Here is a 15,428-nt window from a genome sequence, read left to right as displayed (position 1 = left end):
CAGTCTCATGATTCAGAGAGCCAACCTTCGCTACGGCGCATCCGCCGGTTTCACTCGAGGAGGCATTGGTCATCGACTTGCGCACTTGAGGGGTTACGTTGACCGGCGAATTTTGTTTTCTCCAGCAGCAGCCTTCGCGCTCGCGATCGGTGGCGTGTATGCTTTCGCTGGTTTGGTAAACAAGTTTGATCCAGAAGGCAGTACTGGGTCGATCCTGGTAAGGTTGGCCATTGCTCTGATAACTATCGGCTCCTATGTACTTCTTCCAGCAAAGTTGAAGTCGTCAACGGCCGCACTTATTCCAATGAAGTTATTTTTCGTACTGTATCTGTGTAGGCTTGTTGAGAATGTTTATCTATCTTCGATAAACATTTCGCCTGGCCCTATGATGGTGTTTAGCGTCTTCCTGGTAACCGGTGTCGGCTCTACACTTCTTATCGCGTCGATGGACAGGGCGATAAGAAATTCAGATCTGATTTTCGTTATGAATATTCTTTGCGTTATTTTTCTAGTTGGACTGTATCTAAACAGGGACATGCTGTTCATGAGTCAGGACGAAAGGATGTCCCTCGACAAAATCAACCCGATAGCAATGGGGCATACGGGTTTCGCATTTTTGATATACTTTTTCCTTGTGTTGGGAAAGACAAAGAAATTAACTATCCAGTCTGTGATACTTGGTCCGATGCTATTGTTGGCGGTCGTATTTTCCAGGTCTCGCGGTGCATACATTGCTGGCGCGGGGGCTCTATTAGTCTACATACTGTTGCTTAAAGGCTCAAAAAGAGTGTTCGCCGTGTTGGGAGCATTGGTTGTCGCCATGGCAATTTTGGCAACCAGCGGCGTGGATCTCATCGACGTTGTCATTGCGAGGCTTCAAACGATCAACGTGGATGCCGATCAATCCACAATGGTACGCAGCCAATTGTACGCTGGAGCCTGGAGGCAGTTTCTAGAAAACCCGGTGTTCGGGCGTTATGTGGTCGAGATGCGGTTCAATTTCTATCCCCACAACATTTATCTTGAATCGCTGATGGCGATGGGGGCGCTGGGATCATTGCCGTTTGCGGCTCACATAGTTTTGGCGCTCAGATCGACGGTTGGTATCATTCGATCCGGCAAATTCCCGCTAGCTGCCGTGCTGGCTGCAGTGCTATTTATCAGGGAAGTGATCGCCGGCATGGCAAGCGGCAGCCTGTGGGGAAATTCGCTTTTCTGGGTCACCTCCGCTCTGACGATATCGTTTTGGTATGGATACCAGGGATTTCTTGCCAAAAACCGCAATCCGGAGATTGGGGCTTATTAGGAGTCGGGCTTGTTAGCGTTGAGCGTCCCGTCGCGATGAGTAAGCTGACGACAGTGGACTGAAGTCCTATTTTGATCGGCACTAGCGCTGGGTTCGTCCTCCATGTGGTCGAGCTTCGCGCGATTGGTTGCAGGCACTCGCGCTGTGCCCGCGGGTCGCCGCCTGATCGGCCAATAGGGATCGCTATCAGCGCTCCAGGACTCCGAGACCAAACTCCAACGGGAACCAACCATGCGTATTTTTCAAAATTCCGGGATCTCGCCAAGTTACCGGGCCAGACTCGCTGGACTTGCGGCGGGAGTTCGTGGGTTCGAGCCGCAGAAAAAGGTGTTTTTGAACGACCGCTACGGGGCGGCGCATATCCTATCGCCGGTGCACGCCGGCAGCCCTGAAGCCTTTTTTACGAACGGAGACGACGAATCCTTGCAGCGGGCATGGGCGCTCGAAAACGGGCTGGGCGAAGATGCATCGCTGGCCGATGTCCTTCTTGCCCAGATCGAGCACCACAAGACGGACATCTTCTACAATCTTGATCCATTTCGTTACGACGCATCTTTCGTGCGACGGCTGCCAGGGCATGTGAAGCGAAAGATTGCGTGGCGTGCTGCGCCAGGCAAGATTGATTTTTCCGGTTATGATCTCGTCGTATGCAATTTCCCGTCGATGCGAAAGCTTTGGGAAGAACAGGGCGCCAGGACCGCTCACTTTTCTCCCGCTCACGATCCGGAGCTCGATACCGTGGCCGCAAATCGGAACAGGGATATTGATGTCCTCTTTTTCGGCGGCTACAGTCGCCATCACCAGCGCCGCAGGCAGATTTTGGAAGCGGTCGCAAGTCTATCCAGCCGCCGCCGCGTCGTCTTCCACCTCGATCTGTCGCGCTATACGCCGCTCGCGGAAACGCCGCTTGGCTGGTTCGGTCCTCTGCGTGCGGTGCGCCGCCCGCGCACAATCCGCAGTGTCAGCGCGCCTCCGGTATTCGGTCGCGCCATGTATGCCGAACTCGGAAGAGCCAAGATCGTAGTCAACGCCTCGATCGATATGGCGGGTCCGGACCGAGGTAACATGCGCTGTTTCGAGACGATGGGCGCTGGCGCTTTGCTGGTGTCCGACTCCGGCAACTATCCCGCACCGATGCGCGACGGGGAAACCATGGTGGTCTACGAGCACCCGCAGGACGCATTGAAAACTATCGAACGTCGGCTGGACGACGCAAGCTGGGACAGCATCGGTTGGGCCGGCAATCACGCCATTCGTGAGGAATACAGCAAGAAACGCCAGTTTGAGCGGTTTCTCGAATTGGTATAACAAACTGTCAGATCAGGCTTTCTGTCTGATCGAATGCGCTCACCGAGCTTTGTAGCCATACAAGTCTGATTTAAGGTATCTTACCTTCTTCTCGAAGGAATTTCAGAGTGGCCTGCCACCATTCCGCTTTTTCGTCCCATTTTGCAGGTCCATCGCGTGGACCGCCACGCATCGAGCCCCAGACTACGATGCCGTCCGCCAATTTCCTGCAAGTGGCTAGCTGGAGATACCAGAAATCGCCCGGCAGAAAGGCGAGCGTCTTGTGAAACTGCGGCCAAAGAAAGCAGTACACCGGCTTTCCTTGTGAGATTCTTCGTGCTTCATCAATGTTGGATTGGGCATAGGCCACCCATGCGTCCTTGTCGCCGTAAAATGTATAGAGCGATGGAAACAGCACGTCGACATAAGGGACCAGGGAGGACGCAATCTCGGTGTTTTGCTGTTTCCATTCGTCCAGCGCAGCGGGACCTTCATGGCCGATTGCTCTCCAATGATCCCTGATCGGCAACACACTATAAAGCCCGAGCTTCACGCTCGGGTCTGCCTTTCTGAAAGCGCCGAGCGTCTTCTGATATTTCGCGATGGATGATGCTTGTTCCGGGCCCTCCACGGGCCAGGTCTCGATGTCGACGACGAGATACTGGTTGCCTCTCGGCAGCTTCAGGGCTTGCTGCACTTGGCCGGCGTTGGGAACGTCAAACCCGAGAACATGAGGGTCTGCGATCGTGAGGCGCTCGAAACCGAAGGCGCGGAAATCGGGCCCGCCGAGCAATGTCAGTGCCGCAAAGAGCTTAAACGAAGCGTGCGGCTGCGCCGTGGCGGACAACGAACCGGTTAGCAGGCACATTACGCACAATGCCGTCTTGAAAATCGTGATGTTTGGTATCTGGCGTCGGCAACTGGCGAAATTTTGCGCGGCCGAAATTCGCATGGTTTGAATTCCTCATAACCTGAACTTGACGAGTCGAGAAACGGTAGCGTAGCTGGACGCTCCGGACAACGTCCTGACGGAAGCGTGATTCAAGCGCCGCTCAAGGTAGACGCGGGAGCCGTGCTTCTCAAGCAGGCCGGAATATCGCTTTGGAGTGTGGACGGGCGAAGCATGCAGGCCTATGACCAAAGACGCTGTCGAGCTCGTCAAGCTGCCTTGGCGACGCCTATTGTCGGCGCATCTGACAAATCTGACGGGGAGATCGAGATCGTCTTGACCAAGAATCCAGCCTGCGCATTTGTTGCTGGAAATCCCGCCCAGGAGAACCGGCGGACGGGTTTTTCTCATGCCTGAAGCGGCCATGACTTGGGAAGATGCCGTCCGCTGGTGCATGAGCGAGCCTTCGATGAAGGATCTCGCCCGCGCCGCCTATTTCGATGATCCGGTCGCCGCGGCGCAGCGTTACCACGAAAGTGCGGAGTTTCAGGCGGTCCGCGGCATGATCCCGCGCAAGGCCGGGCGTGCTCTCGATCTCGGCGCCGGAAACGGCATCCTCTCTTATGCGCTGGCGCGCGAGGGTTGGTCGGTCACCGCGGTCGAGCCCGATCCCAGCGCGCTTGTCGGTGCTGCCGCAATCCGGACACTTGCCGAGAAGACAGGCACGAATATCGATGTGCTCGAAGCGTTCGGCGAGGCTATCCCATTGAGCGCCGCTGGATATGATCTGGTCGTTGCCAGGCAAGTGCTTCATCATGCGCATGACCTGCCGGCATTCTGCCGCGAAGTTGCGCGGCTCTCTCGCGATGGCGCGACGTTCCTGTCGTTGCGCGATCATGTGATTTCCGGACCGAAACAGCTGGAACCGTTTCTGCGCGCTCATCCGTTGCATCATCTCTACGGCGGGGAGAATGCCTTCACGCTGGCAGACTACCGCGCTGCGCTGCAGGGGGCAGGACTGACGATCGATCGCGAAATGAGCTCTTTTCAATCGGTTGTGAATTATGACCCGATGACAGCATCCGAAATTCGCGAGCGACTCGCCTCCCTCTTCGGGCCGCTGTCGGGGCTCGCGCGCTTGACCTTGTCTCCTGTGCCCTTCGGCGCCGTCGCCGCGGTAGCAGCACTGCTTGACCGCCGGCCCGGGCGCCTGGTTTCTTTCCTTTGCCGTAAGCAAGGGAAGGGCTGATTTGGTGACGCAGCTGAACGAGGTGAAGCCTGTCTGGGTGACTGGAGCCGGTGGCTTCATTGGCCTGCACCTGTCGCGATTTCTTGCCCAGCAAGGCCACGTTGTCCTTGGCTTCGGCCGAAGCGAAGCGCCTGGGTTCGCCATCGCAACTGGCGGCGCTTTTTTTTCCGGCGGAGTGACCGCGGAAACAATGGGCGCTGCTCTGGCCGCATATGGCCGGCCGGCAGCCGTATATCATCTGGCAGGCGGCTCTACGGTAGGCCGGTCGATTGCCGAGCCGCTGAAGGACTTTGAACAAAGCGTCGGTTCCACGGCTTGCATCCTCGATTTCTTGCGTCGTCATGCACCGGATACCTCCGTCGTTCTGGCATCGTCCGCCGCCGTCTATGGCGGTAGCCATTTCGGCCCGATCGGTGTCGATGCACCGCTCGATCCCTATTCCCCTTACGGCTATCACAAGCGCATGGTGGAGGAACTCGGCCGGTCATACTGCGCGGCATACGGGCAGCCGGTCTCGGTGGCACGGCTTTTCTCTGTCTACGGCGAGGGGCTGCGCAAGCAACTTCTCTGGGACCTCTGCGGCAGGCTCGCGGCAGGCGAAACCGACATTGTGCTTGGTGGCACCGGAGCGGAAATGCGGGATTGGCACCATGTCTCGGATGTCGTGCGATTGATCCATCGCGTCTTGCCCGCCAATGCAGCAAGCTTCGCGGTCCATAATGGCGGTGCCGGCGCCGCCGCGTCCGTCAGCACGATTGCCGGGATGGTCTTGGAAGCCTGGGGCGGGAAGCATCGCCTCGCGTTTTCGGGAGAATCCCGGCCGGGCGACCCTGTCAATCTGATCTCGGATCCCTCCGGCGTCCCGGAGGGACTTCGGTTGCAGATGCCGCTCGGCAAGGGCATTGCGGGATATGTCGATTGGTATCGCGCCGAGGTTCTCGGCGAGCCGGTCGGCGATTTGCGACGCTTCGCGCCTTGACCACCGTCGGCTTCACGCTCATTGGCCGCGGGACGTGGTCCGGCGGCGAGTCCTATCTGCGTAATATGCTGAGCGTCATCGCCTCGGAGTTGGGCGGCAAGGTTCAGGCGAAGCTGTTTTTGACGCCCGAGCAGCATGCGAGCGTTGGCACGTCCTTTGATCACATGTTGGCCGCGCCTGCCATCGTCGACGACCGGGTCACGGGCGCCGGGCTTGGCAAGCGAGGGCTGATCGCACTCGCTAGCGGAAGCGATCGGGCTTTTGCGAATCTTGTCGCCGCGCACGGCATCGATCTTGTGTTTGAAGTCGCTCAGTGGTTCGGCAACCGATTTCCGCTACCGGTCATTTCCTGGATTCCGGATTTTCAGCACCGTCGCCTGCCGCATCTGTTTCCGCGTCGCGCCTGGTGGCGCAGAGATCTAGGGTTCCGTCTGCAGACGTCCGGCAACCGCACCATAATGCTCTCTAGCGAGGATGCGCTCGCCGATTGCGAAACATTCTACCCGGCCTCGCGCGGCAAGACCGCCGTCGTGCGCTTCGCCATCGATCTCGATCCAGGCACCGTCATGGCGCGCACCGAAGCCGCGCGCCGGGCGCACGATCTGCCCGAGCGCTTCTTTTTCCTGCCCAACCAGTTTTGGATCCACAAGAACCACAAAGTGGTCGTCGAGGCGTTGCAGCATATAGCCCGGCTCGGAGCGTTGGACGCCTTGCCGCCAATAATTATGACGGGGCGCACCACGGATCCACGCGATCCGACCTTGTTCAAGCATCTGATGGGCCTTGCGCAAGCACATCGGCTCGAAGGCCATTTTCGACACCTCGGATTGATCCCCTATGAGGATGTCGTTGCTCTGATCGGTGCGACAGACTGTCTTTTGAACCCTTCCCACTTCGAGGGATGGTCGACCACCGTTGAAGAGGCGAAATCGCTGGGCGCGCCCATGTTGCTGTCCGACATCCGGCTGCATCGCGAGCAGGCTCCGGACGCGCTCTTCTTCCCGCCTGACGATGCGGAAGCTCTGGCGCAGCGTCTGCTCGAAATCGGGCAGCGCCCACGCTTTGTCCGCGACAGCATCGCCGTGCTGCAAGGCCGGCAACAGCTCCGCCGACGGGGTTATGCGGCGGCACTGCTTGCCTTGTTTGAAAAGACCAAATCCGCCGCGCGTTGATTGTTGAATCGGGAGTGAGGAATTGTCGATCGGGAAGATGGCCGTACTTGCGTTCATAGCGTTGGCGTTTGCTGGCGGCTTTCTTTTCATCGTCATCAACAAGGGAACAAATATTCGCGCACCGGCGCCGAAGCCGGTGGAAGTCCTCACATCGTTCGATGGCAAGCTTGACGTCCAATCAATCGACGATCTGCGGGTCGCCGGCCGCAAGATCGTGCTGTGCGGCGTCGCATTTGCCAAGCCCCAGTCAATGCGAGTCATGGTCACCGAGTCCATGCGCCGGGACTATCAAGGACTCGCATTGACATGCAAACCCGTAGGCTTGGGGACACCGTGCGACGGCAATGTCGCGCCGAAATTCCGTGACGCCGTCGTCGTGCAGTGCGTCACCTCCGACGGTACGGATCTGGCTGCAAAGCTCGTCGAGGCAGGCATTCTGTGCGGGCAGCCCGCGCAGGCGGGCTCGACTTACAAGTCTTGCGCGCCAGGCTCGTAATTCTTGCCTCGAATGGAAGAAGGCTGGACGGACGATGTCACGACATTGTCGATTGCAAGGGTTTGTGTAGTGTGTCTGAGCGACTGTGGCGGCAAATCGGTCCGCCGGTAGCCCGCTATTAGCCGGCTGTAAAGATGGCTCGTTACGATATTCTGACGGTGTGTTCTATCAACCACACCGAAACCAAAAATTATCTCGCATATGCGAAATGGGTTGGAATTGGCGCAGAAAGCTGTTACGCGCTTTTGAGTACCGTAGCGGTTGGGTGGGCCTCAGGTAACGTGGGACAGAAGGATTGATGCGGATGAACCTAGTTTTGAAAAGTGCGTTGGCCGGAGTTGTTGTGTTGACCGGCTTCGCCCCGGTGTCGTCTTTCGCGCAGGACGGGTCGTGCACCTGTGCAACCGCCTATAACGGCGTAAATCCGATTGGATCGCTCGGCCGCGTCAATGGCGACGTAATGGTCTCGCAGGTGGCTGGCTACGGCCCGGCGCAAGCGGGCGGCGCGCTGGATTTCGGCAGTCGTGTCGTGGTTGGCGCCAAGGGCTCGGCTTCGGTTCAGGTCGGCGGCTGCAATCTGAGCGTTCCGGCGAATTCGACGCTTGATATCTCTCGGGTCGAGAACAAGATTTGCCTCAATGTCCTAGGTTCTGAGAAGACCGCCCAGACGGGCAATCCTAACACAAACAACAACACGCCGCTCTTCATTTTTGGCGGCATGGCTCTTGGGGCCGGTGTTCTGGCTGCAACGGCGGACAAAGATCACGGCCACGCCGTTAGCGACTAAGTCGGCCGGTAAATAGGGCAACGGCAGCAGAGGCGTGTGGCGCTTCTGCTGTGTCTGTTGTTGGCGACAGAGCGGCGCTGGCGTGTATGCTGGTATCGTGGCCGCGGTATCAGTAGGATCGGTTAGCCAAGGCGACATGCGGATGTCTGAGGCTGGCGAACATGCCGGGATGAAGGGCGAAGTGCCGGTCGATCTGGGCAAAATGGTCGAATCTCAATTTTCGTTGCTGCGTGTTGGTGCAAGTTTCGGATACGACGTCCCGCAAACGCGACGATCAAAGTGAATCCTGTGGAGGGCGGCATGTGTGTAGCGCTCGAAACATGAGGCGCAGCTGTTGTCGCCGGTGCGGCGCTGATCATCGGCCTGCATGATGACGACAACTCTGTCCGCCAGTAGCCGGAATCTGGCATCCATCGTATCGTATGAACTTGACAAATGCGTCATTCGCTCTCCTGCGGGTGACGCATTTATGTTTTTTTGGAATGCTACGTTGCTTCGTTGCAGTCACAAACGCCCATGATCGATCTGCATTCCCATATCTTGCCCGGCCTCGACGACGGCTCGCCTAGTCTTGCCGAATCGCTGGAAATGGCTCGACTGGCGGTGGCCGACGGAACGACCCACATGGCGTGCACGCCGCACGTGACACCCGGCGTATACGAAAACGGAACGTCGAACATCGTCCGAGCAGTGCAAGAGTTGGACCAGGCGCTGCGCCGTGCGGCCATACCACTAGCTCTTTATGTTGGCGCCGATGTTCACATAGCGCCGGATCTTCCCGACCGGTTGGCGGCGGGCAGCGTGCCAACCTTAAATAGGTCGCGCTATTTTCTGTTCGAACCGCCGCATCATGTTCTACCTCCACGAATGGAGGATCTTGCTCTACGCCTGATAAATGCCGGCTTTATCCCGATTCTTACTCATCCTGAGCGTTTGACCTGGATCAAAACGAATTACGACGTTATCGAGAGGTTGAATGCAGTGGGTTGTCTTATCCAGCTTACCGCAGACTCGATTGTTGGTGCTTTTGGACGCACGGCGCTTTATTATTCGGAAAAGCTGATTGACGAGGGCAGGGTGGATATCATCGCATCGGACACTCATAGCGCCACACGCCGGCGTCCCGGTCTTTCACAGGCGGTTGCTGCTGCTGCCAAGCGATGTGGGGAAGACGAGGCCCGCAACATGGTGTTGAGACGTCCAGGCGAAATATTGGCGAACCGGCCCATCGAGCCGGTCGGAAAAGCACGTCCGAGAAAACCAAGCGCCGGCAACGCTGGCCGTTTCGGAGGATTGGGCCGCCTATTCAAGGGCGGGACAGCGTGATGGGCATTTTTCATTTGGCAAAAAGCCACATAGGCACAGCACTCGTCTTGCTAGCTTCGCTTGCAACGTCGGCATGCACGAGCACCTCGTCGACGACAGCTACTTCCTCGAGTGCGGTGGATGCGCTGCAACTGACGTCGTCATCGACGCCACTTTCCGGCGGCGGTGCGCTGAAGGTAGTGAAGGAACTGCCTGCGCCGCAAAATACACAGAACGGCAGCGAGCAGCCTCTGTCTCCGAACGATGTGCTAGATGTAAATGTGTTTCAGGTCGATAACTTGAACAGAACGGTTCAAGTCGACTCTGGCGGCCAAATTTCGCTTCCGCTTATCGGCACCATTACCGCGGCAGGGAAAACCGTTCGCCAGTTGGAGCAGGAGATCGAGACGAGCTACGGCGCCAAATACCTGCAATCTCCTGATGTGACGATTTTCATCAGGGAGTCGATCGGACAGCGCGTAACCGTCGATGGCGAAGTCAGCAAGGCCGGTATTTATCCTGTGTCGAGCAATTCTTCTCTCATCGACGCGATCGCCCTTGCTGGAGGGTTCAATACCGTTGGGGATGCAAAAAAAGTCTTTGTCTATCGCACTATCGGCCCAACCACATTGGTCGCCAATTACAACGTCGAGGAGATTCGTGGTGGCAAGAGCGGCAATCCACGGATCTATGGTGGCGACAAGATTGTCGTCTTCGCCTCGAAGTCGAAAATCGCGATGAACAATCTCAAGGACGCCCTCGGTGTTGCCTCAAGTGCTGCCCGAATTGCCGTGATCCCAGGACTATAAATCGCGGTCGTATTTCGGAATACAGACGAAACCTAGGATTACCTCGCACAATGCTCGATCGTAACAGACAGCATCAAATTGCAGGCCCAGGACATAGCCAAGCGTTGTCCCCGGACCTCTATTATGACGGTGCGCAAAACTATAACCCCTATGGTCGCGACCACTCGGAGCAGGATGAGGGTTTCAGCCCGTTAAAGCTGCTCTTTTACGCTGTCCAGTACCGCTGGCTGATCGTCATGATGGCGGCGGCTGGACTTGTCGCCGGCGTCATCGTTACCATGATGCAGACGCCAAAATATCAGGCGACCACGCAATTGGAGGTGCTTGTTCCTTCGGCCAAGGTCTTCCAGGACATCGAGGTGGTTTCTGAAAACGCGGACGTCCGGGCCTTCCTGACGGCTCGTGAAAAGCTCAAAAGCCGTGCATTGGCCCAGCGCGTTGTCTTCCAGTTAGGACTTAGTGAAAAACCGGATTTCCTGTTCCCCACGCCGGATTTTTCCCTCGGAAACATCTTCTATCGCGCGTTTGGAATTTCCAAATCGGCCTCCATTGAGGAGAAAACGCCGGAGCAACGCGAGGCGATTGCGATCGGGCGCATTCTAAGTGATCTCACCGTCAACGTTGTTCCCAACACGAGCCTGCTGTCGATCACGTTTGTCGATCAGAAACCGAAATATGCAACCGATGTAGCCAACCAGGTCGCGCAAAGCTTTATTGACCAGCGCCTCGACCAGACAAGCGAAACATCCGATCTCGCACGACAGTTCATCCAGGAACAGGTCCTGCAGGTGAAGCAGAAGCTTCAGAAATCGGAAGAAGAACTGGTTGCGTATGCGAAGGATGCCGGCATCACGACAACCGGTGACGACAAGTCTCTGATAGGGTCGAATATCGAGGCGCTGAACACCGCCCTTGCGACAGCGATTCAGGATCGTCTCGATGCAGGGCGGGTGGTAGACCAGATAGATAAAGGCCGCGGTTCGAGCTTGGCCCCCGTCCTGGAAAGCGAAGGTCTGCAGAAGCTCAGTGAAAAGCTGGCTGATTTGACCAGCCAGTACCAGCAGAAACTGGGTATTTTAAAGCCTGGTTTTCCGGAAATGCAGCAGCTCCAGTCGCAGATCAAAGAGTTGCAGCGGCTCTATAACAACGGCGTGCTTGCTATAACGGATTCGCTGCGGTTGAAATACCAGGAGGCACAGAACAAGGAGGCCGATTTGAAGGCCAAACTTGTCGAGATGGAAAAGCAGCAGGTTATCTTCAACGACAAGAACATCAAATACACGATCCTCAAGCGCGAAGTGGATTCAAATCGTTCGCAATATGATAGCCTCATCGCCAAGCTGAACGAGGTTGGTGTCAGCTCCGAACTCAAGACGCAAACCGCCGCAATCGTAGATTTTGCCGCCCAGCCGAATCGCCCATATTCGCCGCGCCTAGGCATCAACGTCGCCATAGCGCTGGCGCTTTTCCTGGCTCTGAGCGCGTCTGTCATTTATGTCATCGAACTCCTGAACAACACCTTCACCAATCCCGAGCAGGTTGAAAAGGAGCTCGGCTTGGCGATGCTCGGCATCTTGCCGCTCGTCGATGACCGGGAACTCGTGGCCGCTATTGCCGATCAGAAATCCGGCCTGTCGGAGGCCTATCGTTCGCTTCGAACATCGCTGCAGTTTTCCGGTGCGGAAGGCGCGCCACGATCGCTGGTCGTCACGAGTTCGGAGCCTTCGGAAGGCAAGTCGACCACATCGTTCAAACTCGGCCAGGATTTTGCCGCGCTCGGCGCAAGGGTTCTCATTGTCGACGGCGATCTCCGCAAACCGAACCTCCATCGCCTGTTTGGTCTCGACAATACGATCGGACTAAGCAATCTGCTGACAAACACCGTTCGCAAGGAGGATCTGGCGAGCATTTTCAGGGCGACGAAATATCCCAACGTCACCGTTCTGACCTCTGGCACGATCCCGCCAAACCCAGCGGATCTGCTCTCGTCACCGAAGATGGCTCTTATCATAACCAATCTCGGCAAGCGCTTCGATCTTGTCATCATCGACGCGCCGCCGATCGTTGGCCTTTCGGATGCTCCTATTCTCAGCCGGCTCGCTGAGGGCACATTGATGGTCATCTCTACAAATCAGGTGACGCGCAAGTCGGCCAAAGCGGCGTTGAAGCGCATGCGAGCCGCCGGTGCCAATGTGGTTGGGGCCGCGATGTCCAAATTTGCGGTGAACAAGTTCGACTACAACTACGCCTACAAGTACATGAACTACCAATATTACAACTACGGCGCGAATACAGCGAAGATTGAGGGCAACGTGGATCATGGAGCAAACCAGCCCGCTTATGCAAAATCTCCGGCGTTCAAGCGTTTGGTTCGTCGCATCCGTTCTAGTATTGGCGGCTTCGTCGATCGGGCTAAGTCGGTTACTTGAGACGGAAACGCCAGCCGTTTCTCTTGCGCTGGATCCGCTGAACGTCGATGCGCTGATAAGCGAAATCACCAGCGATCTGAACGACACGAATAACGCTCCGGACCTTGAGGCCTTGCTTGCCAGGGCCAAGGATGCGCTTCGTTTCAATCTGGCCGACGCACGTCTCTACAGCCTGATCGGTGAGATCAAATATCGGCAAGGCGAGAAAGACGAAGCCTATAAGCTTTTCGATCAGGCCCTAGGATTGTCCAAGACGGAAATCCATGCGCTCCAGAGGTCTATCGGCCACTCGACCGAGACAGGTGATCTGTCAAGGGCTGTCGGCGAGATCGACACATTGCTGCGGCGATGGCCAGACCAATTTCCGGCGATCTCCGATGGCCTACCGAAAATCCTCTCAGATCCCGACGGATACCAAGCCGTGCTGACGGCCATCAAGGCGGAGGCGCCCTGGAGGGTCAGTCTGATCTACGCCCTTAGCAAAACCTCCGAGGGGCTCGATTTCGCAAATCGGCTGCTGCTCGACTTGACCGGATCAAACGCGCCACCAAATTCGGGCGAACTCAGTGCCGTCATCAACGGCTATTTTCGCCAGAGGGAATATGGACCGGCATATCGGCTATTTCTTTTCAGCCTGTCCGATCAAGAGCGGAAGCTGGTTGGATATATTTTCAACGGCACGTTTGAGCCGGTCGCCGGCGGCAAACCGTTCGATTGGCAGACTCGCGATCAATCGGGCCTGGAAATTACATTTGCGAAATCCCAGGATGCGGTGGAAGGCGAGAGTGGCGCGACGGTCCGGTTTTTGAACACACCGGTCAAGAACACAGCCCTTCAGCAGTACGTCGCGCTGCCCCCAGGCTCCTATAGGATTTCGCTGGTCGCCTCTGCACGCAACCTGAAGCTTCCAAAGGAGTTGTTCTGGTCGATCAGATGTCTGGGGCCGGCCGGTGAGATCGCACGGTTCAACATTCCTGAGGGCACATTCAACCGACAAAGTCTGAGTCAGGTTTTTTCGGTCGGGCCGACTGACTGCCCCATGCAACTGTTGACACTGCAGACGGCCGCCATTGCCGAGAGCTGGCGATTTCGATATGTCGGCACCTTGGTAATGCACAAATTGAGCATCGAGAGACTTCCATCTTGAATGACCGTTCGTCGGAATGGGATAAATATTTCCTCGGCTCGGTCTTGTTCGTATCGCTGCTGATCGGCGGCGGCACGGCAAGCGGCCTCCTTACCGACACGCTGATCGAAGTCGCGGCAATTGCCTCGGCGGCGGCCGTCTTTTCGCAAGCTCCTGGCCAGAGAAGCCCCCATTCTGTTCTGTGGCTGCTGATCTTCGCCGTGGCGTTGATCGTTTTGCAAATCGTCCCATTGCCGGCAGCCATATTCAACGGGTTGCGGCCGGAGCTGTTGCTTGGAGATGCCTGGGTTGGAGAAAGCCGTTTTCGCTTCATCAGCGTTGGGCTCGGCCGCACGGTCGAATGTCTGCTTTACCTTTTGGCCGCCGCAGCGTTTTTTTTGGCCGTATTGCGTTTGCGTGCGGAACAGGTCAGCGCGCTCCTTCCGTTTTTCTTCATGGGTGTTATCTGCAATGGTTTGGCGGGAGCGATTCAATATTCGCTCTCCGACGACGTCGCTATTGTCGGGCTGTTGCCTTTTACGATCAATGCCGGCCTTTTTGCCAACGTAAATCATTTTTCGGCGTTGCTTTTTGTATCTATTCCCTTCGTCGTCTATTACGGTCTGTTCCGCGGACATCTCTTGTCCGGATCCTTCGGCTTGATCGGGCTTTTGCTGCTTCTTTTGGCCGCCGGTTCTCGCGCCGGCGTTCTGATCGGTTTGGCGATCACGGTATTGTCTGTGGTCTTTCTCTCAGCTCGTTCGAGGGCGAGTGGGTTCGGCGTTCTCCTGATCTTTATCGCACTTTCGATCTACACGATAAGCGCCTGGACCAAATTGGATGCACAGGCGCTTGATCCGGCGTTCGGGCGAGGAGAATTTGCGCGAACCACAATCGAGGGCATCAAAGACAATTGGGCGACAGGTATTGGATTCGGGAATTTCCAGAAGGCCTATCAGATATACGAAAGAGCAGGCATGATTTTCAGGGAGTATGTGAATCATGCTCACAATGAATACCTTGAAATTACCTTCGAAGGGGGAATTCCTGCTATCCTGCTTATGGTAGGCTATTTCGTGCTGCTTTTTGCTGCACTTGCCAGGGTTCGCCGTGACCCCTTTCAGAAGGCGGCATTCCTGTCGGTGTCTTTTCTTCTCATTCATTCGCTGGTCGATTATCCGCTGCGAACCGGGGCGCTGGCGATGACCTTTGCCTATATGAACGCCATCATCTTCCACAAAGGATTTGCCGAACGCTTGAGCCGCAAGAGCGAGATGATCGAGATCGATCACAACGGTGACAAGCTGTTTGTTCCCATCGGAACTTCGTCCTAGCGACCTCGTCGCCACGGCTGGCGTCGCCAGAACATGGCGGACCGCCGTGAGGCGAGCCGGCTCCTGGCTCTCGGGTTCCGAGGCTCAGGCAACATTTTCCTGCCCCTACCACGTGCAATCGGTCGCTGAGCAGAAATTTCCCAGTTTACCCATCTGCATGGAAAATTCATTCCCGAACCATTCGGCCGCAAGCCTGTCTTGCATTGTTCTGGACCGGAACGATCTGCTAGAACGCCCGCACGAGAATAGATTGTCCGGAA

14 protein-coding genes are annotated in these 15,428 nt (G+C 56.6%); 12 read left to right on the top strand and 2 right to left on the bottom strand.

Annotation, left to right across the window (positions count from 1 at the left end):
* Nucleotides 1-7 precede the first annotated feature (7 nt).
* Both NKI29_RS08625 and NKI29_RS08620 read left to right on the top strand, forming a co-directional pair.
* Entirely contained in the window at nucleotides 8-1,306 is a 1,299-nt protein-coding gene (locus tag NKI29_RS08625; RefSeq protein ID WP_352795905.1) for an O-antigen ligase family protein, read from the top strand.
* A 231-nt stretch (nucleotides 1,307-1,537) separates the two neighbouring features.
* The gene (locus tag NKI29_RS08620) at nucleotides 1,538-2,614 is read left to right on the top strand and encodes a glycosyltransferase family protein (RefSeq protein ID WP_352795904.1); all 1,077 of its coding nucleotides are present in this window, start codon (nucleotides 1,538-1,540) and stop codon (nucleotides 2,612-2,614) included.
* Nucleotides 2,615-2,684: 70 nt separating this feature from the next.
* Here the strand turns inward: NKI29_RS08620 and NKI29_RS08615 are convergent, their stop codons facing one another.
* A complete protein-coding gene (locus NKI29_RS08615; protein WP_352795902.1) occupies nucleotides 2,685-3,545 on the bottom strand; it encodes a hypothetical protein in 861 nt (286 codons plus the stop codon).
* A 361-nt stretch (nucleotides 3,546-3,906) separates the two neighbouring features.
* Between NKI29_RS08615 and NKI29_RS08610 the strand changes: the two genes are divergently transcribed.
* The 5 genes from NKI29_RS08610 to NKI29_RS08590 all read left to right on the top strand — a co-directional run bounded on the left by NKI29_RS08610 (nucleotide 3,907) and on the right by NKI29_RS08590 (nucleotide 8,165).
* Nucleotides 3,907-4,731: a class I SAM-dependent methyltransferase gene (locus NKI29_RS08610; RefSeq protein WP_352795900.1), complete on the top strand. Its 825-nt coding sequence runs from the start codon at nucleotides 3,907-3,909 to the stop codon at nucleotides 4,729-4,731.
* A 4-nt stretch (nucleotides 4,732-4,735) separates the two neighbouring features.
* Nucleotides 4,736-5,710 (top strand): NAD-dependent epimerase/dehydratase family protein, encoded by a 975-nt coding sequence (locus tag NKI29_RS08605; RefSeq protein WP_352795898.1) that lies wholly within the window; start codon nucleotides 4,736-4,738, stop codon nucleotides 5,708-5,710.
* On the top strand, nucleotides 5,707-6,882 hold the full coding sequence (locus tag NKI29_RS08600) for a glycosyltransferase family 4 protein (RefSeq protein ID WP_352795896.1): 1,176 nt from the start codon (nucleotides 5,707-5,709) through the stop codon (nucleotides 6,880-6,882). Before NKI29_RS08605 ends, NKI29_RS08600 begins: the two co-directional genes overlap by 4 nt.
* Nucleotides 6,883-6,904: 22 nt before the next feature.
* Nucleotides 6,905-7,378 (top strand): hypothetical protein, encoded by a 474-nt coding sequence (locus NKI29_RS08595; protein ID WP_352795894.1) that lies wholly within the window; start codon nucleotides 6,905-6,907, stop codon nucleotides 7,376-7,378.
* Between the two features lie 298 nt (nucleotides 7,379-7,676).
* Nucleotides 7,677-8,165, top strand: a complete 489-nt coding sequence (locus tag NKI29_RS08590) for a hypothetical protein (protein ID WP_352795987.1) — start codon at nucleotides 7,677-7,679, stop codon at nucleotides 8,163-8,165.
* Nucleotides 8,166-8,378: 213 nt separating this feature from the next.
* On the opposite strand, the gene NKI29_RS08585 is transcribed toward NKI29_RS08590, so the two are convergent.
* Nucleotides 8,379-8,609, bottom strand: coding sequence for a hypothetical protein (locus NKI29_RS08585; protein ID WP_352795893.1), 231 nt, complete (start codon nucleotides 8,607-8,609; stop codon nucleotides 8,379-8,381).
* 72 nt (nucleotides 8,610-8,681) lie between these two features.
* Here NKI29_RS08585 and NKI29_RS08580 point away from each other — a divergent pair, with 72 nt between their 5' ends.
* Genes NKI29_RS08580 through NKI29_RS08560 form a run of 5 tightly spaced genes read left to right on the top strand, consistent with a single transcriptional unit; the run spans nucleotide 8,682 to nucleotide 15,168 of the window.
* Nucleotides 8,682-9,491 carry a tyrosine-protein phosphatase gene (locus NKI29_RS08580; RefSeq protein WP_352795891.1) on the top strand — a complete coding sequence of 270 codons (810 nt, stop codon included), beginning with the start codon at nucleotides 8,682-8,684 and terminating at the stop codon, nucleotides 9,489-9,491.
* On the top strand, nucleotides 9,491-10,279 hold the full coding sequence (locus NKI29_RS08575; RefSeq protein WP_352795890.1) for a polysaccharide biosynthesis/export family protein: 789 nt from the start codon (nucleotides 9,491-9,493) through the stop codon (nucleotides 10,277-10,279). Before NKI29_RS08580 ends, NKI29_RS08575 begins: the two co-directional genes overlap by 1 nt.
* 50 nt (nucleotides 10,280-10,329) lie before the next feature.
* Complete coding sequence (locus NKI29_RS08570) at nucleotides 10,330-12,708, top strand: GumC family protein (protein WP_352795888.1); 2,379 nt, start codon at nucleotides 10,330-10,332, stop codon at nucleotides 12,706-12,708.
* The gene (locus NKI29_RS08565) at nucleotides 12,671-13,855 is read left to right on the top strand and encodes a tetratricopeptide repeat protein (RefSeq protein ID WP_352795886.1); all 1,185 of its coding nucleotides are present in this window, start codon (nucleotides 12,671-12,673) and stop codon (nucleotides 13,853-13,855) included. Before NKI29_RS08570 ends, NKI29_RS08565 begins: the two co-directional genes overlap by 38 nt.
* On the top strand, nucleotides 13,852-15,168 hold the full coding sequence (locus tag NKI29_RS08560) for an O-antigen ligase family protein (protein ID WP_352795885.1): 1,317 nt from the start codon (nucleotides 13,852-13,854) through the stop codon (nucleotides 15,166-15,168). The genes NKI29_RS08565 and NKI29_RS08560 overlap by 4 nt, the downstream gene beginning before the upstream one ends.
* Nucleotides 15,169-15,428 lie beyond the last annotated feature (260 nt).

The sequence above is a fragment of the Mesorhizobium sp. M0678 genome (genome assembly GCF_040320505.1).
Lineage (GTDB): Bacteria > Pseudomonadota > Alphaproteobacteria > Rhizobiales > Rhizobiaceae > Mesorhizobium.
The sequence above is the reverse complement of the archived record's forward strand: the minus strand, read 5'-3'. Positions and strand labels throughout refer to the sequence as shown.